Here is a 19,881-nt window from a genome sequence, read left to right on the forward strand (position 1 = left end):
TACCATTTATAGGGTTTAATAAAAGGCGTCCCAAATGATGTCATTACTGACATCAGGGACGCCTTATATATATTATTGGGAAACTGCTATATTAAGGTATAATCTTGCCGCCTGCCTTGTAGATGCTGTACCATTCTTCTCTGGTGAGTGGAATCTCCGAGCCTTTGCAGGAATCGATAAGTCTTTGCTCATTGGTCGTTCCAAGTACGACCTGCATGTTAGCTGGATGACGAGTAATCCAGGCTACGGCGATCGTTGTATTGGTTACTCCGTATTTCTCGGCAAGATGGTCGATAATCTTGTTGAGTTCTGGATAGTTCTCCAGGTCGCCAAGGAAAGGTCCGTTGAAGAAGCCTTTTTGGAATGGAGACCAAGCTTGAATCGTAATATCCTTCAGACGGCAATATTCGAGAATACCGCTGTCACGGTTCACGGATTGATCGACATCCATATTGAAGGCGATGGCTGAATCGATTATTGGCGTGTGTGTAATGCTAAGCTGCAATTGGTTAGCAATGATCTTATGCGGAATGTACTTCTGCAGCAACTCGATTTGGTTCGGAGTCTGATTGGATACCCCGAAATAGCGAACCTTGCCGCTGCTATGCAGCTGATCAAATGCCTCAGCAACTTCCTCTGGTTCCATTAATGTATCAGGACGATGGAGCAATAGAACGTCCAGATAGTCTGTCTTCAGACGCTTCAGAATGCCGTCCGTTGCTTCAATAATATGCTCCTTGGAGAAGTCGAAGTAACCTGGACGAATGCCGCATTTGCTCTGCAGAATCATTTGCTCCCGAATTTCAGGATTCATTTGGATCGCATCGGCGAAATGGGATTCGCATTCCCCATAGGATGGTCCGTAAATATCGGCGTGGTCGAAGAAGTTAATTTCATGATCCAGTGCAGTACGAACTAGCTTCTCAGCCTCAGTCACAGAGAGCTGCTTCAAGCGCATATTGCCCATAACTATATTTGACGCTTTCAAATCTGTTCCAGCGATGTTAATATACTTCATGCTTTACATTCTCCCTTCATATTCTCTACAATAATAGGATAAGTGCTAGAGTTCACTCTATGTCAAATAACAATTTGGATCGGAAATTTATCTGAATATAGGATGTTCATTGTTATCACATTTGATCCAAATATGGAGCCTTAATGAAGGAGAGATTTTCAATGACTTATACTATTTCGCAGGTTGCCGAGAAGACGAACCTGTCCGTGTACACGATCAGATATTATGATAAAGAGGGACTGCTCCCTTTTGTAGATCGTGAGAACGGTGTACGTGTATTTCATGATCAGGATATTGAATGGATTGACTTGATTTGCTGCTTGAAGCATACAGGAATGCCGATCAAGGATATTCGTACCTTCATCCAGTACTGCATGGATAATGACGCTGTCGTGGATAAGGGGCTGGAGATTCTGATTCAGCATAAGCATAATGTAGAGCAACAGATCAGAGATACTCAGCGCAATCTGGAGACGATTGAATACAAAATTAATCATTTGCCGCAAATGTATAAAGAGAAATTCTCGATCCATCATTAAAGTCGGCTTAATAAAAAAATCCCTCACCCTCTAATGAAGAGAGTGGGGGATTTTGGCTTTGGGGGGAAGATTAACGTAATGTTTTCAAAGCGCCGCTCCATGCAAGAACTTGATCAAGCATGCCGTTAAGGTTAGTCAGGTGAAGATCAGCTGGCTTGAATACGGAGAAGTTCTCGAAATCTGTGAACAGGGACAGAGCTGGGTGAATACGAACGTCAGCAACGGACAATTCGCCCAGGATACCGCGCAGATGTTCAGCAGCACGAGCACCGCCAACAGAGCCATAGCTTACGATACCCGCAGCTTTGTCGTTCCATGTTTCACGGGCATAGTCGAGTGCGTTCTTCAGAGATGCAGAGATACTATGATTATATTCTTGAACGATGAAGACGAATCCGTCCAAGCTGTTCAGCTTATTATTCCAAGCTGTTGCTTGCTCTGTAGCGTCAGCCTCACCGAGCAATGGAAGTTTGAAGTCAGCGATATCCACGATTTCATAGTTTGCGTCTCCACGCTCGTCAGCGATTTTCTTCACCCATTCGCCAACCTGCGGGCTTAAGCGGCCTTCACGTGTGCTTCCTAAAATAATACCGATGTTTAACTTGGACATTGATAAATCCTCCTCTGAAATTAAATAGATTAATAATAACTTGCTTCAGGAATCGTAACCGTTCTGTGAATGAGCAATTCTTGCATATTCTTCACAGATCAACATTGTTTAATTCCTAATGAACAATCTTATTTTTAAGTGTCTTAATATCACGATATGAATATAACACACCGTATTTACTAAATCAAGTACCTAACAAAATGTTAGTAAAGAATTTTTTGAAATGGTCCGAAGTCACAGATATTTCTTTGCGTCAGCAATTAAATAAGCCCATGAATTCAATAAGAATGAACTCATGGGCTTACTATCAGTATAAATATAAAAAGGGTTCAAAAAGTTCAGTTTTCAGCACCGAAGCTGATGCTTCCGATGTGCGTTTTTCCAAAACGCTTCAGTTGGATGAAGCTAGGGCGTGAGGAGCGGAGCGTACGTAGTTTGTACGTGAGCACCTGAGATGTTTCTGTAGGAAACATGACTTCGTAAGCATATGCTTAGGCCAGGGTGAATTCAAGATTCGATGCCGAGATCACTTCTTGAATAGCTTCGTGATCAAAAATGTACTTTTTGACTTCCTCTCAGAAGCCGAAATATCTGGCTGCATTGTTGTAGGAGATATCTTCAACCATCTGTCCCAGTAATACAGGATCTTCAGGCGCTTCGCCGCGCTCTACCCACTCACCGATCAGTTCACACAATACACGGCGGAAGTATTCGTGGCGGGTATAAGACAGGAAGCTGCGCGAGTCGGTCAGCATACCGACAAAGTTTGCGAGCAGGCTGTGCTCTGCGAATAAGGACAATTGCTGGCGCATCCCGCTACGAGTATCGTTGAACCACCAACCGGAGCCAAGCTGCAGCTTCCCTGGAGTTTCCCGCTGGAAGCAGCCCATCAGTGTCAGCAGTACAGGGTAATCCTTTGGATTGAGGGAATATAGAATCGTCTTCGGCAAGCCGGCTTCGCTCTCAGCGCGGTCCAGCAACTTCGCCAGGGCTTCGGTGATCGGCAGGTCATTTAGGGCATCATATCCCGTATCGGGTCCCAACGACTTCAACATCGAAGTATTATTATTGCGGTAAGCATGCATATGAAGCTGCATGGTCCAGTTCTTCTCGCGATAGAAGGCAATTAACTGAGCCAGCAATTCTGTACGGTAAATCGTAATTTCATCTGCTGAGAGCTCCTCATCGGCTATTCTTTTACGGAAGATACTATTCAAAGTTTCGGCATCACCGGCCTTATTGCGTAGTACATCAAGCGCATGGTCGGACAGGCGGCAACCGTTGTCATGAAAGAACTCAACCCGATTCTTGAGTGCATGAACTAACTCAACATAGGAGGAAATCGACTGCCCACTGGTGTTCTCCAGGCGCCCGATCCATTCCTTGAAGCCTGGAGCATCGATGTTCAGCGCTTTATCGGGACGGAAGGTAGGCAATACTTTGAAGTCCTGCTCCTCTTCAGCCAAACGTTGGTGATAGCTCAGAGAATCCACCGGGTCATCGGTGGTACATATCATTTTCACCTTAGCGTTCTTAATAATATTGCGACGCTTGAATGACTCTGTACTCAGTTTGCGGTTCACTTCTTCCCAGATTCGTGGTACAGACTCTTCATTCAGCAACTCATCAACACCGAAAAAGCGACGAAGTTCAAGGTGTGTCCAGCTGTACAGCGGATTACCGATCGTTTTTGGTACCGTTCTGGCCCAGGCCAGGAATTTGTCATAATCGGAAGCATCGCCTGTAATATGAGTCTCCGGCACTCCGTTAGCGCGCATTAATCTCCATTTATAGTGATCTCCGGATAACCAGGCTTCGGTCAGGTTCACAAATGGCTTGTTCTCATAAATTTCCTGCGGGTCGAGATGGCAGTGATAATCGATAATTGGCATCTTACTGGCATGGTTGTGGAACAGCGTCCTAGCCATAGGGGTAGTTAACAGAAAATCGTCATTTAAGAACATAATACCGGCTCCTTTATATCATATAAGTTCGTTTACAAGGTTACACCTGTCTTGAAAATAGCCAGTTCCCGCACTTCATTTTGTTCGTTGCGCGTTTTTTGGCCGCTGGCTACGGCAATGATGTAGTGAATGAAATCCTCCAGCACATCCTCCATCGGAGTCTCCAATAGCGGACCGGCATTGAAGTCCATCCAATGTCCTTTCTTGGCGTACAGCTCATTATTCGTCGCAATCTTCACTGTCGGCACGAAGCTGCCGAAGGGTGTACCGCGTCCGGTTGTGAACAGCACAAGTTGGCAATCTGCAGCAGCAAGAGCAGAGGAAGCGATGAGATCGTTGCCTGGCGCTTGCAGCAGGCTAAGGCCTTTTTTGCGCAGCTTCTCGCCGTATTGCAGCACATCTACTATAGGGGAGGTTCCGGCTTTTTGCGTACAGCCCAATGATTTATCCTCTAGAGTACTGATGCCTCCCGCCTTGTTACCTGGTGACGGATTCTCATATACCGGCCCTCCATAGGAGAGGAAGTACTGCTTGAAATTGTTGATGAGCGAGACGATCTGCTCAAATACTTCGCGATTCTCGGCCCGTGCCATCAGCATCTTCTCAGCGCCGAACATTTCAGGAACCTCAGTCAGAACCGAAGTTCCTCCTTGGGAGATAAGGAAATCAGAGAAGGCGCCAAGCAGAGGATTCGCAGTGATGCCAGAGAATCCATCTGACCCGCCACATTTGAGACCAACATTCAGCTCACTGATCGGAACAGGCTGTCGATGATCGTCTTTGGCAGCTTCATATATTTCATCTAACAGGGTCAGGCCTGTGGAGACTTCATCTCCGACTTCCTGGGCGACGAGAAACTTGACGCGTTCCTCATCATAATCGCCTAAGAGGGTACGGAATTCAGAGACGATATTATTCTCGCAGCCGAGTCCGAAGACGAGTACGCCACCTGCATTAGGATGATTGACAGCATCCATCAGAATGCTACGGGTCATACGGTGATCGTCTCCTAGCTGCGAGCAGCCGTAAGGATGCTTGAGTACTGTAATATTGTCGAAGCTGCCAAGATCCGGATGGAGGTGCTTAAATTCGCTTATCATTTGCTCAGCAATGCCGTTAACACAGCCTACGGTGGGTACAATGTAGAGATCGTTGCGAATGCCAACCTTGCCGTTCTTGCGTACATAACCTTCGAAGGTCAAGTCCCGCTTCGGATAAGTAACCGAATGAAGATCCGGTTGATACTCATATTCTTCTTCACTGGAGAGTCCGGTTTGAAGGTTATGCGTATGCACCCAATCCCCTGTAGAAATGGTATCCATGGCATGGCCTATCGGATAACCGTACTTGGTGATCGTATCGCCTTGATTGAATCGGATGAGAGCCATTTTATGGCCTTGCGGGATATCCTGCTGCGCCTGATACATCTGTCCCTCAAGCGCTAATTCTTCACCAGCTTGAATTGGCCGCAGTGCTACGGCGACCGTATCATGCAGGTTCATCTTCATGAGTCGCTGCATACTACATCACTCCGATCCTATGTTCTAGGGCTGCGCGGCTTCCTACTACTTCGAGCTGTCGCAAGTTCGCTTCTAGGCTCTCAACAAGCCCTGGAAGCTGAGTCAGATCCTCGCCCCATAAATTACTGTTACTCAGAATGGACTGAGCCACGGTGCCTTGATCACTCCATGCTTCATCAAAAATAGCCAGCACCTCAGGGCTGTCCTGCCGCTGCAGGCGATCTCCTCGGTAGCTTAATAGCAGGGCAGCAAAAGAGAGCGTCATAAGCTCAGGCCATTGTCCCTTTTCCTGGTGGTATCTTTGCATAACGGGCAGCAAGCGAGTCTTGAACTTAGAGATGCTATTCAGGAAAATCGATGTTAATTCATGACGTATGGACGGATTATTGAATCTCTCTTGCACGGCAGAGGCATAAGAACGCAATTCTTCGCTGGCGAGGTCAAGCATCGGGATCAGCTCGTTCTCGATTAACAAATTCACAAATCGGGAGAAACTCGGATCGGTCATAACCTCTTCAACCGTCTCAAGTCCGGCTAGCAAACCGAGCGGAACCATGGCCGTATGCGGGCCATTCAAGAGATGAACCTTGCGTTCACGGTAGGGTGTCATGTCTTGAGTGACCCTAACATTAAGTCCGGCTTTGGCCAGAGGAAGTCTCTCCTTCAACCATTCCGGACCTTCGATGACCCAGAGCAGGAAAGGCTCAGCCATGACCATATATTTGTCTTCATAACCAAGCTCCTGTTCAAGCTCAGTAGCCTTGTCATGCGGGTAGCCAGGGACAATCCGATCCACCAGACTGCAGCAGAAAATGTTATCTTCATCCAGCCACTTCAGGAACGATTCTCCCAAATTCCATTCATGGGCGAAGCAGCACACGATTTCTTTCAATTTCTCGCCATTGCGGTCAATCAATTCACAGGGAATGATAGTGAAGCCCTTCTTGCCCAGTTCAAAGCGTCTATATAGAAGAGCAGTCAGTTTGCCAGGGAAGCTCTTTTGCGGGCCGTTGTCGAGCCGATCATCGGGATCATAGGCGATCCCGGCTTCCGTTGTATTCGAAGTGATGAACTCCAACTCATCATTTTCAGCTAATCGAAGAAAATCATCATATTGTGTGTAAGGATTGATCAATCGGCTGACGCTCGTTATAATCTCTCGGTCGTTCACCAGTTGCTGCTGCATAATTCCGTTTATTAACACGGTATAGAGGTAATCCTGCTGATCCAGTCTCGGACCCATGCCCTGGTTGCGAGGTTTAATTAATACTGTGCTGCCTTTAAATAGTCCTTGCTTGTTCATTTGCTGCAATTGCCATTCGACGAACGCTCGCATGAAGTTCCCTTCACCGAACTGGATCATCCGCTCCGGATAGAAGGGGAGATCCGGGTAGTTAGCACGAGATAATGTTTTCACCATCAGACTTCAATCTCCTTTAAGCTATGACAATAATAATGCACACGTTAACAATTTAGGATGTAAAAAAGATATCAATTATGGACTAGTACGTCAGATGAATTGAAATCGGAAACTTGTTAGCTATGTAAGCTGAAAGGATGTTCTTTAGAGCATTCCCTTATAAAAAAATGTTCACGTGTTCATTTTATGTTTTCTTCGCATTTTAGTCAATAACATAATCAGACTGCACGAGCATTGTACTTTAGAAAAAAGCCTGCGATGAGCGGATTTAGCTGTCATCTCAGGCTTTTCTAATGAGGTTATATTCCTTAGATGCTTGCGACCGTCTGACGGATGATCAATTGTGTCTTGACGAATAACTGTTCAGTCGATGTCTCCTTAGGTGTGTTCATTAGTTCGATTAATTTCTGAGTTCCTAATTTGCTAATATCGGCGATAGGTCTATGAATTGTCGTTAGGGCAGGATTCGTGTACTTGGCAAAGACGATATCGTCAAAACCGATCAGCGACATTTGTTCTGGAATCGACACACCTCTGGCATAGCAGGCATTCATGGCGCCAATCGCCATATTATCGTTAGAGCAGAGCACTATGGATGGGGGCTCCGGTAAAGACAAGAGGATGTTCATCGCACTGAAGCCACTCTCCACTGTGTAATCACCGGATACGAAGTATTCGCTTCTGACGGGAATTTGCTTCGCAAGCATGCTATCAATGAAGCCTTGTTTACGCTCGGAGGCTGACTTGAAGTCGGGTCTGCCTTCAATCATAGCAAGTCTGCGATGACCTTGCGAGATCGCATATTCCATCGCTTCCTTGACACCTATTCGGTCGCTGGCCACTACATTCATGATGCTTGAATCCTCGAGCTGGCGGTTGAGAACAACAAGCGGGATATTGGCCTTTTTGACATGATAAATAAAGGCATTGTCCGCATCACTTTGGCTAATGACGAGAATACCATCGAAGCGCTGTGGGGAGATGCTGTCCAGATGCTGGATGCTATCAATGCCGCTAACCGACAGGTTGTAGTTCTCATCAAGCACATGCTTGATGCCCTTGATCACGTCAACGAGGAAGCTCTCCGATGTACCATGGTCGATTGAAGAGAAGAACAGACCGATCGTGTAGGATTTTCTCGTGACCAGGCTCTTGGCGCTGAAGTTGGGAACATAGTTTAATTCAGCAGCGATTTTTTCAATTTTGTCCCGGGTTTCCTTCTTAATTAACGGATTGCCATTAAGCGCCCTGGATACAGTCGTATGGGAGACACCGGCAACCCGGGCAATATCTTTTATCGTAATCATATGTACCTCTTAATTCTTTATATAGTAGTGTGTGTTCAAAAAGGCCGCTTTTCAGCACAGAAGCTTACGCTTCCGATGTGCGTTTTTTCAAAACGCTTCAGTTGGATGAAGCTAGGGTCTGAGGAGCGGAGCTACACGTTTTCGTAGAAAACGACATCGGAAGCATTTGCTTGTAGTTTGTACGTGAGCACCTGAGATGTTTCCGTAGGAAACATGACTTCGTTAGCATCTGCTTAGACCCGGGTGAATTCAAGATTCGATGCCGAGTTACTTCTTGATTTACTTCTTGTTAGATATAGAATTTATAAGTTATCAGCTACGCTGATGAAATTCTATATCGCAAGAAAACCTACCCTTGAATCGCGGTCGCTCATCCTTGAGCTGGCTTCGATCAGGTTTTCTTATCAAAGGCGAATATGTTAACGTGTTCATTTTATGTCTAAGGGGATAACAAGTCAAATAGATATGTTGACCTGCTCCCAGCGGTAGCCTAGCACTTCTTCAACATCGGCAATCTGCAAAATGAGTAGAGAGATGTCGGCTTCTGGGTGGCGTGCGGATATCTGGGGAAGCTGTATGCCAATCTTCTCTGGTTCTTCGTGACTGATAACAAGATCCTCAAGCAGGACGGAAGCGCCGATCAGGTCGCCGAACTGTTCAGCTTCGAACGGTTCAAATGGGCCGGATAAGGGTAAATAGAGAACCTCGCTCCAGTTCAATTCGCCCGGATCAGGCTGAACAATGAGCTGAAGTGGATGTAGCCCTTCCGAGATGAAGTCACAATATACAGCTAGTCGCATAGATCAGTTGCCTCCTTTATCACCTGTAATCTGTCGCTCTAGTTGGTTAAGAATCCGCATGGTCTCGGGAGACCATGAATCAGCAGCCTGCTGCTTCCGATCCGCTTCGCGGGCTGCTGCGATCAATGTGCCCTGAAGCACTCTGCGCTGGACTTGATCGAGTCTGCGCTCCGCTAATTCCAGGGTAACCTGGAACTGCTCAGCGATGAACGGAATCGCCTCACAATGCTGATCCGGAATATTTTGTCTGGCCATCATGTAGAATGGCATCGCAGCGTAGAGAACGAACTGCTCGGCCTCCGTCTCCTGGGCATTCTTGAAGAGCAGGGGCATTCGGCGCTGATCACCAGCATGACGCATGACATGGCAGAGTTCATGGAAGAAGATCAGCCGAGCACTCAGTTCCTGCGTCTGTTTATTAAGAAATATAACTTTATCTTCATTATCGGAGAAGGACGGACAGGCCTCATAGATCAGTTCAACGCCAAAGGCTTCGGCAATATGATCGATATCTAGCTGATCAGGAACCATAATTCCGTGACTCATATATTCTGTACTGATCCATTGTTCCAAAGGAGTTTCCTGGTAATAGGAGAATAACATAAATCCACCTCGAATAAGAATGTATGTTCGTAATATATTGGAAAATAATAGCCCTTCGCAGAAAGGGCCTGATCAAAAGTCAAACTTGATTATTAATAGATTCGTCACCATAAGCGGTGAATCCTCTATTGATTAGGATTGTTTTTATCTGTGTCTCCGCCGTCCTTATGCAGCAATTTCTTCTTCTGCTCGCGATAAGCCTTAAGCGCGGCCTCCATCATCGCGATTTCGTCAGCGGTATAGGCTTCAGGACCACCGTAAAAGGACATGTTCGTCACCGCTTCCTTCATTGGCGCAGGGTCCTGGGTTCTGCCGAGCAAATAATCCCCGCTTGTATCCAGCGCATCGACGATGCGGCGCAAGGATTCTGGATCGGGCTTGCGGTCATTCGTCTCATATCGCGACAATTGGACGATCGTGAGCTCGGCTTGAGCGGCTAAATCTTTTTGCGTAAGTTGCTTCAATTCTCTGAGGTACTTGATACGATCACCAAGGGTTTGCATAATGACTCCTCTTTCATCGTTTAGACTATTATAGCATATAGTTACCGTAATGGTAAGTTATAATTTGTATTTATTTAGGAGTTACAGAGATTGACATTACCATAATGGTAATCTATAATTGAGATATAGTTACCGTTTCGGTAAAAATAGAGTTTAGGAGGTAGGGATACAAAATCAGAAAGAGCGATTCGAATAAAGATTTAAAAGATTCTATCCATTATAAGTTACCAAAATGGTATTGATAATTCAACTGTCTTATGATCATATATTTTATCGGTGAATCTGAGGAGGGATTGCTATGGCAAGACGCAACACTAACATTTACTTGACCGTATTTGAGAATCTGCCGATCAATCAGACTGCAACAAGAGTGGCAGTGGAGCAACGCCTTGAAGAGATCCGTCATTACAGGCAGATTGGCTTTATCCGACGCGAGGCAGGGATCACGGCCAGTTATGAGCCAAGATATCACGGAAATACGAATCTTGTCAGCAAGCCTTCTGAACATCTGGCTATATCGAATGTGGATCGCGAGGCAGAATTGATCCGCAAATCAGAATTGTTGGACAAGGCGATGTGTAGTCTATCTGCGGTACAGCGTGAGGTTATTGAACGGAGTTATCTGGCCCGGGAGGACGAGTATGATTTCATCAGCTGCGGCGAGATGGGCATTAGCGACAGAACATATAGGCGTATCAAGGCAAGTGCGCTGCGGATTCTTGCCGTCGCTATGAAGTTGGAAGTATTCGAAGATGAGGAATCTGAGAGAGTAAGAGAATATGCGAAATGCAGTAATACTTAGTAACTGATATCAGTCGGCAGATAGCCGGCTTTTTCTTTTGTAAGAGGTTGTTCAAAAAGTCCGCTTTTGATAAGAAAACCGATCGTAGCAATTCAAGGAGGAGCGACCGCGATTCAAAGGTAGATTTTCTTGTGATATAGAATTTCATCAGCATCTGCTGATAACGTATAAATCCTATATCTAACACGAAGTGAATCAGGAAGTGGGCTCGACATCGAATCTTGAATTTAGCCGGGCCTTCCGGTGCTCACGTACAAACTACAAGCAAATGCTTCCGATGTCGTTTTCTACGAAAACGTGTAGCTCCGCTCCTCAGTCCCTAGCTTCATCCAACCTTCTCGGTGCTGAAAATCGATCTTTTTGAACACGCACTTAAAGAACCGAACATATGTCCGCTTTGTGTCCTTTGGATGTCCGATCATTTCCTTTTTGCCGTGTTAAATTTGTATTGTGGCATAAGGTGAGAAGCGCAAGAAACCCGCATGCCGATCACACCGGAAAAGTCGCTGAACTTCATTTCAGCGGCTTTTCTTGTTTATGCCACAAAAATTCAAATCCATATAGAGGTGATATTTTATGAAAAAAGTATTGTATGTACCACTCGATGATCGTCCTGTAAATCTGGACGACGTGATCACTTTGGGGCAATCTGCCGGATTGCAGCTTATTACACCTGACCCAATGGACATTAGGAACCGTATTGATTCTGATGCAGAAGCTTCGGGGGATCAATTGATTAGAACCTGCTCGCCAACGTTCGGTAATACGGCGAACATTCGCCAATTCATCCTTGATCATGCGGCAAAGGTAGAGGGCTTTATTATTTCGATTGATATGCTCGCTTACGGCGGACTGATCGGCAGCAGACGACTGCGGGAGAACGGGGGCGGGGACTACCCGAATTATGATTCTTCCACGGCCCACTTGGTCGATGTGATCTGTCAGATTAAAAAGCGATATCCTCATAAACCGGTTTATGTACTGGACACGATTATGCGGCTGGCGACAACGTCATTTACAGAAGGCCTTACTTATGATGCCTACGTAGAATCTCGTAATTTCATGGGCCAGCCTCGTCAAGCATACACGGCCTTCAACGACATTCTGAACGGATACAACACTTCAAATACGGATACACAATACGGCGACACCACGGAGTTTAATAAAGAGCAGTATTATAACGCCCGTCAACATAAGTTCAAGACTAACTATTATGTGCTGGACCGATTGGCCCGACGTGGTTATATCGATTTTCTAGCAGTTGGGGTCGATGATGCGAAGACAGAAGGGGTACAAATCAACGAGATTCGCTTTGTGGAGAACTTTATTAATCGTTCGCTTGGAGGCTGCGGTGGACAAAATCCGAATCTGGCGATTATTCTGCCCGATGCCGACGGTCTCGGTCATTCCTTAGTGGCGCGTATGGCTAATCATTTAAATAGAGGACGAAAGGGCAGAACCAAATTTGCTCTCCAATATTATGGGCCGCATGGTTCCACGATCATTAACCCGTACGAATATATGAGCGTACATGATAATATTCTTCGTCATATCGATATTGTTGGAGGGCAATATGTCACCAGCTCGCCGGATATCGAGATTATCGCCATTACGGACGCTGCCCAAGTACCCAGTGCAATGGCGCGGATTGATGCTAATGGACCGGAGAACAGGGCGACCGTTGTGATTGACTTTGTGGGTCAGGGGGCTGCCAATGCTGCTATAACAGATGCATTGCTGGGAAGCCAAGATACTGGACGACTCCTGGGATACAGCGCATGGAATACAGCTGGAAATAAAATTGGGCTCTCCTTAGGGATGGGCCAGGCTCGCTACAGCTTCCTGGTCTCGGAGAAGAAGGAGGCGGCGCTCGAAGCAGCCGTCAACGCGCATGGGTCTCTGCTGTTCAAGCGCTTCCTGAAGGATTACTTCTACAAAGCAGTAGCTATTGGTGAAATCCGGACGTACTCTAGAAGCCATGGCAAGTACAGCAATTTTCCGCAAACGATGGCAGATCAGAATATGCTTGTTTTCAACTCGCCGGAAGATTATGAATATATGCTTACTTTACTTCGAGATCGAATGCAAACCCTAGTATCGACCTTGGGTGATAAGCCGGCCTTCCTGATCGGCAACTCCGATGGTGCGCTTAATGTGAAGCAAATCTGCGGACCTTCCTGGAGGCTTGCAAGGTATTGCAGTGTCAATCTGCCTTATGATAATCCTGATTTTCTATGGGGCCGTGCCTTTGAGATTACGCTGACTCCTGCCGTTAAGTTGAAGTAACCTGTCTTATTCTTTTAATTCGACTGGTAATATAATGTACCCAGCAAAAGGCCCTCATCTACCGCGATCAGCGGAGGTGAGGGCCTTTTATAAAATTCGGTGGGCGTTAGGCCCCTGTAATAGGAATTTCGTTTTTCTTGAAACTAATGCTATCCACTTTCCAGATCCCTTCACTATAGACGAATTGAGCCTGTCTGGTCATCGTCACCAAATCCCCGTTTTGGTTCTTTCCAATATCAATGGACTGAGAGAATTTCCCTGTCGTAGGGCTTGTATAATAAGCCGGAGAGGTGAGATCTTTAAACTCATATTTACTATTTAGCCCTTTATCCCGAATGATTGAATTAATGAACCGATCGGTGAAGTACGGTGCGAAGTAAGAACGGACCTGCTGGATGGCAGATATATCGTTGGCTTCGTTCAACATATCGGATAATTGCCGCAAACGTTCCATAGTAATTTTCTGTGAAGCTGGGGGCTGTCCGGGATTCATGTTCACTGCGATTTGCAGATCATTCAATGTAATCGTAGCTTGTCTGACTCGTTGATCCCATTTTACGTCCGCTCCCAATGTTTGACTTACAAAACGGAGGGGAACATAAGTAGTTCCTCCATTTATAATCTGTGCAGGAACGTCCAGCGTAACCTCGGATTGATTGACCTGGACCTTTTTCGAGCCTAGAACTAGCTGTATGGTAGTGTCATCTTTGACAATAGTAATAAGCTGATTACGCTTATCCCATTCAACCTGGGCACCTAAGTGCTGTGATACATCCCGAAGAGGAATAAGTACACGATTGTTCTGCAGTTTCCCATTATCCAGTTCTACAGCGGCAGGACTCGCAAAGCTGGAGGCGGATAATACGGGAATAGCCAGCATGACAGAGGCCAATAAGGATAATGTCCATTTTTTAAACATGCGAACCTCCGAATCTTTAAAATTAAAATAGCCGTTAATATATTAAACGTAAAATAGGGAGAAATAGTTGCAAAAAATTTGGATTTAGCAGGAAAGTAAGCTGCTGGTCCTAGGACTAAAAAACGTGATCTCAAAGAGACCACGTAGCGTAACCAAGTACATCCATTGTTTTTGTATATGAGGTCAGTTTTATTTTTATCTTGACTGGTAAATCTTCTTTAGGAAGAGTTGTACCTTTATATACACTTGTATTCTTAATTGGTGAGTCTTTAAAAATTTTATCTGTATTTTCATAATTCAAGTGATAAATCTTTCCGCTCTGTACTTCGATTTCTGCTTGCATGTAAATACCATCAGTGCTATCAGATAATGATTCAACTTGATAATCTATTCCATAATATAAGTAATTATTCATATATTCTTTAGGTTTACTAAACAGCCCATTCACAGTCAGCTTAATATCACCAAATTCAACAGAATCACCCAATTTCAATTCTTCCTTATACATTATCGGTTCTGGAGACTTTGGGGGTTGTTCTGGAGGAAGGGACTGTGTGTAAGGATTAGTGATCAGTATCTCATCCTTTTTCTTATCATAACTAACGTCCATCCCCAGCACTCTTCCAATCTCCCCAATCGGCAGATAATTTAGATTGTTGTAATTAAGTACCCTATTTTTTTCAATATAGTCCCTTCTTTCTTTAAGAGAGTGTCTTGGTTATATTACTATCAATTATAAGGATAGATACAATTATTTACCATATCATTCAAAATACGAACATACGTCCGCTTGTTGTCCTCTGCATGTCCGTCCATTTCCTAATTGGCGTGTTAAATTTGTATTGTGAGAATCAGGCGAACGGGCCAGTGAGGCCCTCCATCGCCGGAAAGAACCAGAGAAGTCGCTGAAGCTGATTCAGCGGCTTTTCTTTTTGGGAGGGTAGCCAATGCCAACGTGCAACAACAACAAGAATCCGCCTGCTGCGCCTTTTACCGAAATCGAGTGGAAGCAGCCCGAGCTGTGCATCAGCTGTATATGGGGGCGGCTCGAAGGTACAAAGCAATTTTGCAGCTTGCCGCGGTGCGTGGTGGAGGATCAAGGGAAAGGAGAGCAACGGTATGATTGAGGTGAGCTTCAGTACGCTACTGGCTGGGGTCATGCGATCACTTGCTGAGCGTTTCCCGGAAATCCCGGTCCATCGTGAGAAGTCCGAGCAGAAGGCCGAAGGGCCTTGTTTTTATGTAGAAATGCTGAAAGCTTCACAGAAGCAGGAGCTGAATCGGCGTTATCACCGGGCTTGTTCATTTCAAGTGCAGTTTGTAAGTGAGGCGACACCTCAGAGTCCCAATATGTCGGTGCATGGTATGGCTGAGCAGCTATACGAATTATTTCGAGATATCGATATTGTCGGTGCTAGATACATGGGGACGCAAATGAAGCATGAGGTTCGGGATGGGGTATTACATTTTGACTTTGGCTTTCATTTTTTGGTCTGGCTCCCGCCTGGGGACGAGCTCAAGATGCAAACGCTCAAAGAGGAGGAATCTCTGAAAAATGGCAACACAAAAGGTAATTAAGCATGCGGAAGATTTAGAAGCTAGTATGTACCAGCCAGTTGAGATGCAGACGGACGTTGCGTTCTCCAAAGCGCAATTTCTGGCTTCGCAGGCCTATTCCGGAGTGCAGAAGGATATTTTGTCGGTCGTACTGAAAGATGGGCAGCGGTATACAAAAGCAGAAGCAGAAGTGGAAATAAATCAATTTAAACATAAAGGAGTGAAATAAAATGGCGGGTGGAACATTTACAGTTCAGAACAAGGTAAGACCTGGCGTTTATATCAATTTCAAATCGGAGGCAAAGGCGCTTGGCACGCTTGGAGAGCGCGGGATCGCGGCATTCCCGGCGCCACTTCCTTGGGGCAAGAGTGGAATTACGGTCCTCAGTAGCGAGACCTTCCTGGAGCAATGCTTGCCATCGCTTGGCTTCCAGCCAACGGATGCGCGGATTCGCCACATTACGGCAGCAATGGCCCATGCCAGTAAGATTCTGATTTATCGGTTAGGTGCCGAAGGCGCTGTGAAGGCAACAGCCAAGCTTGGAACTTTGACAGCGACAGCAAAATATGGTGGTAAACGAGGTAATGATCTGCAGATCGTCATTCAGTCCAGTCTGGACTATGAAGGTTTCTTCGAGGTGAAGACGCTGTTGGACGGTGAGAAGGTAGATGTACAAACCGTTGAGACGGCTGAGAAGCTGCTGGCGAATGAGTTCGTTGAATTCTCGGGAAGCGGCGCATTGACGGAGACTGCAGGTACCGCTCTGGAAGGCGGAGCGAATGGTAGTGGAGGTGCGGGAGAATATTCCGACGCATTGGCGGCTTTTGAGGCAGAAGACTTCAATGTTCTCGGTATTCCTGTAGACGATAGTGCTGTGAAGCAGCTGGCAGTTGCTTATACCAAGCGGCTCCGCGAACAAGAAGGGAAGAAGTTCCAGACCGTTGTATATGACTACCCTGCGGCCAATTACGAAGGCGTCATTAGTCTGAAGAACGGTATCGTTACAGGAGATGGCCTGACAGTAGAGCCTATTTATCTGCTGTGGGAGATCGCGGCGATGGAAGCGGCGGCGAATGTGAATGAGTCCCTAACTTATACGGAAATTCCGAATGCGGTTGATGTGGCGCCAAAATATACAAATTCGGAGATCGTACAAGCCTTGAATAAAGGCGAAATGGTGCTCAGCGTCGTTAACGGGCGGGTGGTCATCGAGCAGGACATTAATACGTTGACTTCCTTTACAGCTGATAAGGATAAGAAATTCAGCAAGAACCGGGTGCTGCGTGTACTCGATTCAATGGCGAAGGACATCCAGTCTATTTTCAGCCAAAATTGTGTTGGCAAGACGGATAACAATGCGGACGGACGTAATCTGCTGAAGGGCGAAGTGATTAGTTACTTGGACAATTTACAGGGAATCGGGGCAATTCAGAATTTCGATTCGCAGAGCGATATCGAGGTATTGCCAGGCCAGGATGTCGACGCTGTCTGGATTCAGCTCGCTGTTCAGCCAGTAGATAGTGCAGAGAAAATTTATATGAGCATTTCAGTTCAATAAGGAGGGACAGACCATGGCATTTTTTAATAAACAGGATGCAGTAAGTGGGAAGCAAGGGAAGGCGTTCGTCATAATCGAGGGGCGGAATGAAGAGCTGTTCTATGCGAAGACGATTGAAGCGACGATCGAGAAGAATAAGGTCGACGTACCTGTTCTTGGTAAGACGAATACACCACAGCGTTCTGCAGGCTGGAAGGGGAGCGGCACATTAACCATTTATTATGTGTCTTCCGTATTCCGCCAATTGATGCGCGATTATATCCGTACAGGCAAGGACTTCTGGTTTGATCTGCAGATTGTAAATGAGCAACCAGGCAGCTCGGCAGGCAAGCAGACCGTTATTCTGAAAAATTGTAATCTCGATAGCGTCATTGCGGCCAAGCTTGATGCGACCACCGACGATATGCTGGATGAGGAACTACCGTTCACATTCGAGGACTACGATATTCTTGATTCGTTCAATACAATCCAAGGAATTTAAGGAGGAGCAGCATGAGTAATTTAAGTTTATTTTTTGCGCAAAATGTAGTGTCGGAAATTTCTGAGGAAGTCATCATTTCACCCCGTTTCAAGAATGAAGCGGGCAAGCCGGTCCCATGGAAGCTGCGCAGTATGACCGAGGACGAGAACGAAGCGATCCGCAAATCGTCACAGCGCAAGATCAAGGAGAGAGGTATCGTTACACTGGATACGAACTCTGATGAATATTTGGCCAAGCTCGTTGTAGCCAGCGTCGTGTTCCCGGACTTGAAGGATGCTGAACTGCAGAAATCCTATGGCGTACTTGGCGCTGATCAACTACTGCGCAAGATGCTGCTGCCTGGGGAATATGCGACGCTCCTACAGAAGGTACAGGAAGTTAACGGCTTTGACAGAGATGTTAACGAGCTCGCTGACGAAGTAAAAAACTAATTAAAGAGGGCGACGGTGAGGCGAACTATGCCTACTACGCCCTCCACAAGCTTCGTATTATGCCCTGGGACTTCGTCGAGCTTGAGCCGCGTAAGAAGGCCGCGCTGATCGCGATGATTCAGGTGCGGATTCAGGCGGAGAAGAAGGCGACGAAAAGGTGAGTCTATTATCTTTGGAGCTTGCAAGCACTCTCTTCAAGAGGGTGCTTTTTACTATTTTTGAAGGGAGGTAGATTTGCATTGGCGACGATGTCTAATGCACTTGCTCTGTTCGACTCTACTACGTCGATTATGCCTCGCATGCCTACTCTGCCATTGCCTGTAACCAATGAACCGGAAATTACAATAATTGATCCGGGTAAGAGCATTGTCTCTAGGTTTGAAGGACAGCCAACAATCTTTGACGCTGAATACACTGTAGTAGAGGATGATTTCAAGAAGAACATTGAAGCTGCTGCCGTAGCCCAGGAAAACTTAAATGAGAAAACCAAAAAGAAGGCTATCGATGTAGTCAAGTTGTTCTCAACAGCGAAAGATGCTGCGAAGAAATTGAAATCCGCAATGGATTTTAGTGATGCCTATGTAAATACATTCGCTCGTCTTGATGCAATTAATGATCATCTTCAGACGACCAAGCAATTGCAGGATAAAGTATTTGCTTCGGCCCAGCGCTCGCGGGGAAATTATATGGATACGGCGGCGCAGATCAGTCAGCTCGGTCAAATGGCTCCGGGTGCATTCAAAAGTAATGATGAAACGATAGCTTTTCATGAATTGGCTCAGCAGTCCATACGTATGGGCGGAGGCGATCCAAAGTCCAGCATGAACAATCTTACCAAAATAATGTCCACTGGAAGTTTCAGCGGTGGTGACTTTAGCTCAATGACGGAGTATGCCCCCATGTTAGCACAGGCGATATCCGATTATACCGGAAAGTCGAGAGAGGAACTGGTCAATCTATCATCTAGTGGTGCGCTATCCTCTGAAGTTATTAAAAATGCTATGTTCGCGGCATCCGATCAAATCAATGCCAAGTTCTCTGAATTTCCGCAGACATTCGGAGACCATTTCAATAGCATTAAAAACACGGCAATCCGCGGCCTGGATCCCATTATCCAAAAATTGAGTGAACTGCTGAATAGTCCGGGAGCAAGTTCTTTCTTCAGCGGGTTAGAGACAGGGATAAGTGTGGCTATGGGGTTGCTCAATATGCTGATTGACGGTGCAATCTGGTTAGCGGAGGTGGCTCAGAACAATTGGCCGGTCATGGAACAAATCTTGACAACCTTCGCGGTGGCTATAATTCCTTTGCTCTGGGGAATGGTAACTCCGATCCTGACCGCAGTAGGGGCTTGGATGATGGCGAATTGGCAGATCCTTTTAGTAGCTGCTATAATCGGTCTCCTTGTCGCTGCTATGATCCATTTTGGAATTTCTGCGGAGGATGTGATCGGGGCAGTCGTAGGTTTTTTTTTTCGCTTTATATGCGGTTATTTACAATATCATTGCAGGAATCATCAATGCGATTGTCCAATCTGCTGAATTCATCGTAAATTTATTCTT

At 45.9% G+C, this 19,881-nt stretch carries 22 protein-coding genes; 11 read left to right on the forward strand and 11 right to left on the reverse strand.

Features of this window, described 5'->3' with window-relative positions; translation table 11 throughout:
• Positions 1–91: 91 nt before the first annotated feature.
• Positions 92–1,018 (reverse strand): aldo/keto reductase, encoded by a 927-nt coding sequence (locus tag EI981_RS06850; protein WP_126996641.1) that lies wholly within the window; start codon positions 1,016–1,018, stop codon positions 92–94.
• Between the two features lie 161 nt (positions 1,019–1,179).
• Here EI981_RS06850 and EI981_RS06855 point away from each other — a divergent pair, with 161 nt between their 5' ends.
• A complete protein-coding gene (locus EI981_RS06855) occupies positions 1,180–1,557 on the forward strand; it encodes a MerR family transcriptional regulator (RefSeq protein WP_126996643.1) in 378 nt (125 codons plus the stop codon).
• 70 nt (positions 1,558–1,627) lie between these two features.
• Here the strand turns inward: EI981_RS06855 and EI981_RS06860 are convergent, their stop codons facing one another.
• Positions 1,628–2,167 (reverse strand): NADPH-dependent FMN reductase, encoded by a 540-nt coding sequence (locus EI981_RS06860; RefSeq protein ID WP_126996645.1) that lies wholly within the window; start codon positions 2,165–2,167, stop codon positions 1,628–1,630.
• A gap of 218 nt (positions 2,168–2,385) precedes the next feature.
• Here EI981_RS06860 and EI981_RS29445 point away from each other — a divergent pair, with 218 nt between their 5' ends.
• Positions 2,386–2,583, forward strand: a complete 198-nt coding sequence (locus EI981_RS29445) for a hypothetical protein (RefSeq protein WP_227011735.1) — start codon at positions 2,386–2,388, stop codon at positions 2,581–2,583.
• A gap of 159 nt (positions 2,584–2,742) precedes the next feature.
• On the opposite strand, the gene uxaC is transcribed toward EI981_RS29445, so the two are convergent.
• The 7 genes from uxaC to EI981_RS06895 all read right to left on the reverse strand — a co-directional run bounded on the left by uxaC (position 2,743) and on the right by EI981_RS06895 (position 10,284).
• The gene (gene uxaC, locus EI981_RS06865) at positions 2,743–4,131 is read right to left on the reverse strand and encodes a glucuronate isomerase (protein WP_126996647.1); all 1,389 of its coding nucleotides are present in this window, start codon (positions 4,129–4,131) and stop codon (positions 2,743–2,745) included.
• Between the two features lie 32 nt (positions 4,132–4,163).
• Positions 4,164–5,651, reverse strand: coding sequence for a UxaA family hydrolase (locus EI981_RS06870; protein WP_126996649.1), 1,488 nt, complete (start codon positions 5,649–5,651; stop codon positions 4,164–4,166).
• 1 nt (position 5,652) lies between these two features.
• Positions 5,653–7,071, reverse strand: coding sequence for a tagaturonate reductase (locus tag EI981_RS06875; RefSeq protein WP_126996652.1), 1,419 nt, complete (start codon positions 7,069–7,071; stop codon positions 5,653–5,655).
• A 308-nt stretch (positions 7,072–7,379) separates the two neighbouring features.
• Positions 7,380–8,378 (reverse strand): LacI family DNA-binding transcriptional regulator, encoded by a 999-nt coding sequence (locus EI981_RS06880; protein ID WP_126996654.1) that lies wholly within the window; start codon positions 8,376–8,378, stop codon positions 7,380–7,382.
• A gap of 455 nt (positions 8,379–8,833) precedes the next feature.
• On the reverse strand, positions 8,834–9,178 hold the full coding sequence (locus EI981_RS06885; RefSeq protein ID WP_126996656.1) for a hypothetical protein: 345 nt from the start codon (positions 9,176–9,178) through the stop codon (positions 8,834–8,836).
• Positions 9,179–9,181: 3 nt separating this feature from the next.
• The gene (locus tag EI981_RS06890; RefSeq protein ID WP_126996658.1) at positions 9,182–9,781 is read right to left on the reverse strand and encodes an ImmA/IrrE family metallo-endopeptidase; all 600 of its coding nucleotides are present in this window, start codon (positions 9,779–9,781) and stop codon (positions 9,182–9,184) included.
• 125 nt (positions 9,782–9,906) lie between these two features.
• Positions 9,907–10,284: a helix-turn-helix domain-containing protein gene (locus EI981_RS06895; RefSeq protein WP_126996660.1), complete on the reverse strand. Its 378-nt coding sequence runs from the start codon at positions 10,282–10,284 to the stop codon at positions 9,907–9,909.
• A gap of 298 nt (positions 10,285–10,582) precedes the next feature.
• Between EI981_RS06895 and EI981_RS06900 the strand changes: the two genes are divergently transcribed.
• Positions 10,583–11,086 (forward strand): ArpU family phage packaging/lysis transcriptional regulator, encoded by a 504-nt coding sequence (locus EI981_RS06900; protein WP_126996662.1) that lies wholly within the window; start codon positions 10,583–10,585, stop codon positions 11,084–11,086.
• Positions 11,087–11,662: 576 nt separating this feature from the next.
• The gene (locus EI981_RS06910; protein WP_126996666.1) at positions 11,663–13,372 is read left to right on the forward strand and encodes a DUF4127 family protein; all 1,710 of its coding nucleotides are present in this window, start codon (positions 11,663–11,665) and stop codon (positions 13,370–13,372) included.
• Between the two features lie 106 nt (positions 13,373–13,478).
• Here EI981_RS06910 and EI981_RS06915 read toward each other — a convergent pair whose 3' ends face one another.
• Both EI981_RS06915 and EI981_RS06920 read right to left on the reverse strand, forming a co-directional pair.
• Complete coding sequence (locus EI981_RS06915; protein WP_126996668.1) at positions 13,479–14,291, reverse strand: copper amine oxidase N-terminal domain-containing protein; 813 nt, start codon at positions 14,289–14,291, stop codon at positions 13,479–13,481.
• Between the two features lie 130 nt (positions 14,292–14,421).
• Positions 14,422–14,910, reverse strand: a complete 489-nt coding sequence (locus EI981_RS06920; RefSeq protein WP_126996670.1) for a hypothetical protein — start codon at positions 14,908–14,910, stop codon at positions 14,422–14,424.
• A 328-nt stretch (positions 14,911–15,238) separates the two neighbouring features.
• On the opposite strand from EI981_RS06920, the gene EI981_RS06925 reads away from it, so the two are divergent.
• From EI981_RS06925 to EI981_RS06955, 7 genes are all read left to right on the forward strand, one after another.
• Positions 15,239–15,418: a hypothetical protein gene (locus EI981_RS06925; RefSeq protein ID WP_126996672.1), complete on the forward strand. Its 180-nt coding sequence runs from the start codon at positions 15,239–15,241 to the stop codon at positions 15,416–15,418.
• Positions 15,411–15,869 carry a phage tail terminator family protein gene (locus EI981_RS06930; protein WP_126996674.1) on the forward strand — a complete coding sequence of 153 codons (459 nt, stop codon included), beginning with the start codon at positions 15,411–15,413 and terminating at the stop codon, positions 15,867–15,869. The genes EI981_RS06925 and EI981_RS06930 overlap by 8 nt, the downstream gene beginning before the upstream one ends.
• Positions 15,847–16,077: a hypothetical protein gene (locus EI981_RS06935; protein ID WP_126996676.1), complete on the forward strand. Its 231-nt coding sequence runs from the start codon at positions 15,847–15,849 to the stop codon at positions 16,075–16,077. The genes EI981_RS06930 and EI981_RS06935 overlap by 23 nt, the downstream gene beginning before the upstream one ends.
• Before the next feature lies 1 nt (position 16,078).
• Positions 16,079–17,407 (forward strand): phage tail sheath family protein, encoded by a 1,329-nt coding sequence (locus EI981_RS06940; RefSeq protein WP_126996678.1) that lies wholly within the window; start codon positions 16,079–16,081, stop codon positions 17,405–17,407.
• Positions 17,408–17,420: 13 nt separating this feature from the next.
• Complete coding sequence (locus EI981_RS06945; RefSeq protein WP_126996680.1) at positions 17,421–17,888, forward strand: phage tail tube protein; 468 nt, start codon at positions 17,421–17,423, stop codon at positions 17,886–17,888.
• A gap of 11 nt (positions 17,889–17,899) precedes the next feature.
• Positions 17,900–18,319 (forward strand): phage tail assembly chaperone, encoded by a 420-nt coding sequence (locus EI981_RS06950; RefSeq protein WP_126996682.1) that lies wholly within the window; start codon positions 17,900–17,902, stop codon positions 18,317–18,319.
• Between the two features lie 248 nt (positions 18,320–18,567).
• Positions 18,568–19,860, forward strand: coding sequence for a tape measure protein (locus tag EI981_RS06955; protein WP_227011880.1), 1,293 nt, complete (start codon positions 18,568–18,570; stop codon positions 19,858–19,860).
• Positions 19,861–19,881: the final 21 nt, after the last annotated feature.

Origin of the sequence: Paenibacillus lutimineralis, from assembly GCF_003991425.1 — a bacterium.
Taxonomy (GTDB): domain Bacteria; phylum Bacillota; class Bacilli; order Paenibacillales; family Paenibacillaceae; genus Fontibacillus; species Fontibacillus lutimineralis.

Bases quoted from the DNA above. Each gene is read 5' to 3' on its own strand.
- EI981_RS06850 (WP_126996641.1), bottom strand. From the start codon at position 1,018: ATGAAGTATATTAACATCGCTGGAACAGATTTGAAAGCGTCAAATATA.
- EI981_RS06855 (WP_126996643.1), top strand. From the start codon at position 1,180: ATGACTTATACTATTTCGCAGGTTGCCGAGAAGACGAACCTGTCCGTG.
- EI981_RS06860 (WP_126996645.1), bottom strand. From the start codon at position 2,167: ATGTCCAAGTTAAACATCGGTATTATTTTAGGAAGCACACGTGAAGGC.
- uxaC (WP_126996647.1), bottom strand. From the start codon at position 4,131: ATGTTCTTAAATGACGATTTTCTGTTAACTACCCCTATGGCTAGGACG.
- EI981_RS06870 (WP_126996649.1), bottom strand. From the start codon at position 5,651: ATGCAGCGACTCATGAAGATGAACCTGCATGATACGGTCGCCGTAGCA.
- EI981_RS06875 (WP_126996652.1), bottom strand. From the start codon at position 7,071: ATGGTGAAAACATTATCTCGTGCTAACTACCCGGATCTCCCCTTCTAT.
- EI981_RS06880 (WP_126996654.1), bottom strand. From the start codon at position 8,378: ATGATTACGATAAAAGATATTGCCCGGGTTGCCGGTGTCTCCCATACG.
- EI981_RS06885 (WP_126996656.1), bottom strand. From the start codon at position 9,178: ATGCGACTAGCTGTATATTGTGACTTCATCTCGGAAGGGCTACATCCA.
- EI981_RS06890 (WP_126996658.1), bottom strand. From the start codon at position 9,781: ATGTTATTCTCCTATTACCAGGAAACTCCTTTGGAACAATGGATCAGT.
- EI981_RS06895 (WP_126996660.1), bottom strand. From the start codon at position 10,284: ATGCAAACCCTTGGTGATCGTATCAAGTACCTCAGAGAATTGAAGCAA.
- EI981_RS06900 (WP_126996662.1), top strand. From the start codon at position 10,583: ATGGCAAGACGCAACACTAACATTTACTTGACCGTATTTGAGAATCTG.
- EI981_RS06910 (WP_126996666.1), top strand. From the start codon at position 11,663: ATGAAAAAAGTATTGTATGTACCACTCGATGATCGTCCTGTAAATCTG.
- EI981_RS06915 (WP_126996668.1), bottom strand. From the start codon at position 14,291: ATGTTTAAAAAATGGACATTATCCTTATTGGCCTCTGTCATGCTGGCT.
- EI981_RS06925 (WP_126996672.1), top strand. From the start codon at position 15,239: ATGCCAACGTGCAACAACAACAAGAATCCGCCTGCTGCGCCTTTTACC.
- EI981_RS06930 (WP_126996674.1), top strand. From the start codon at position 15,411: ATGATTGAGGTGAGCTTCAGTACGCTACTGGCTGGGGTCATGCGATCA.
- EI981_RS06935 (WP_126996676.1), top strand. From the start codon at position 15,847: ATGGCAACACAAAAGGTAATTAAGCATGCGGAAGATTTAGAAGCTAGT.
- EI981_RS06940 (WP_126996678.1), top strand. From the start codon at position 16,079: ATGGCGGGTGGAACATTTACAGTTCAGAACAAGGTAAGACCTGGCGTT.
- EI981_RS06945 (WP_126996680.1), top strand. From the start codon at position 17,421: ATGGCATTTTTTAATAAACAGGATGCAGTAAGTGGGAAGCAAGGGAAG.
- EI981_RS06950 (WP_126996682.1), top strand. From the start codon at position 17,900: ATGAGTAATTTAAGTTTATTTTTTGCGCAAAATGTAGTGTCGGAAATT.
- EI981_RS06955 (WP_227011880.1), top strand. From the start codon at position 18,568: ATGTCTAATGCACTTGCTCTGTTCGACTCTACTACGTCGATTATGCCT.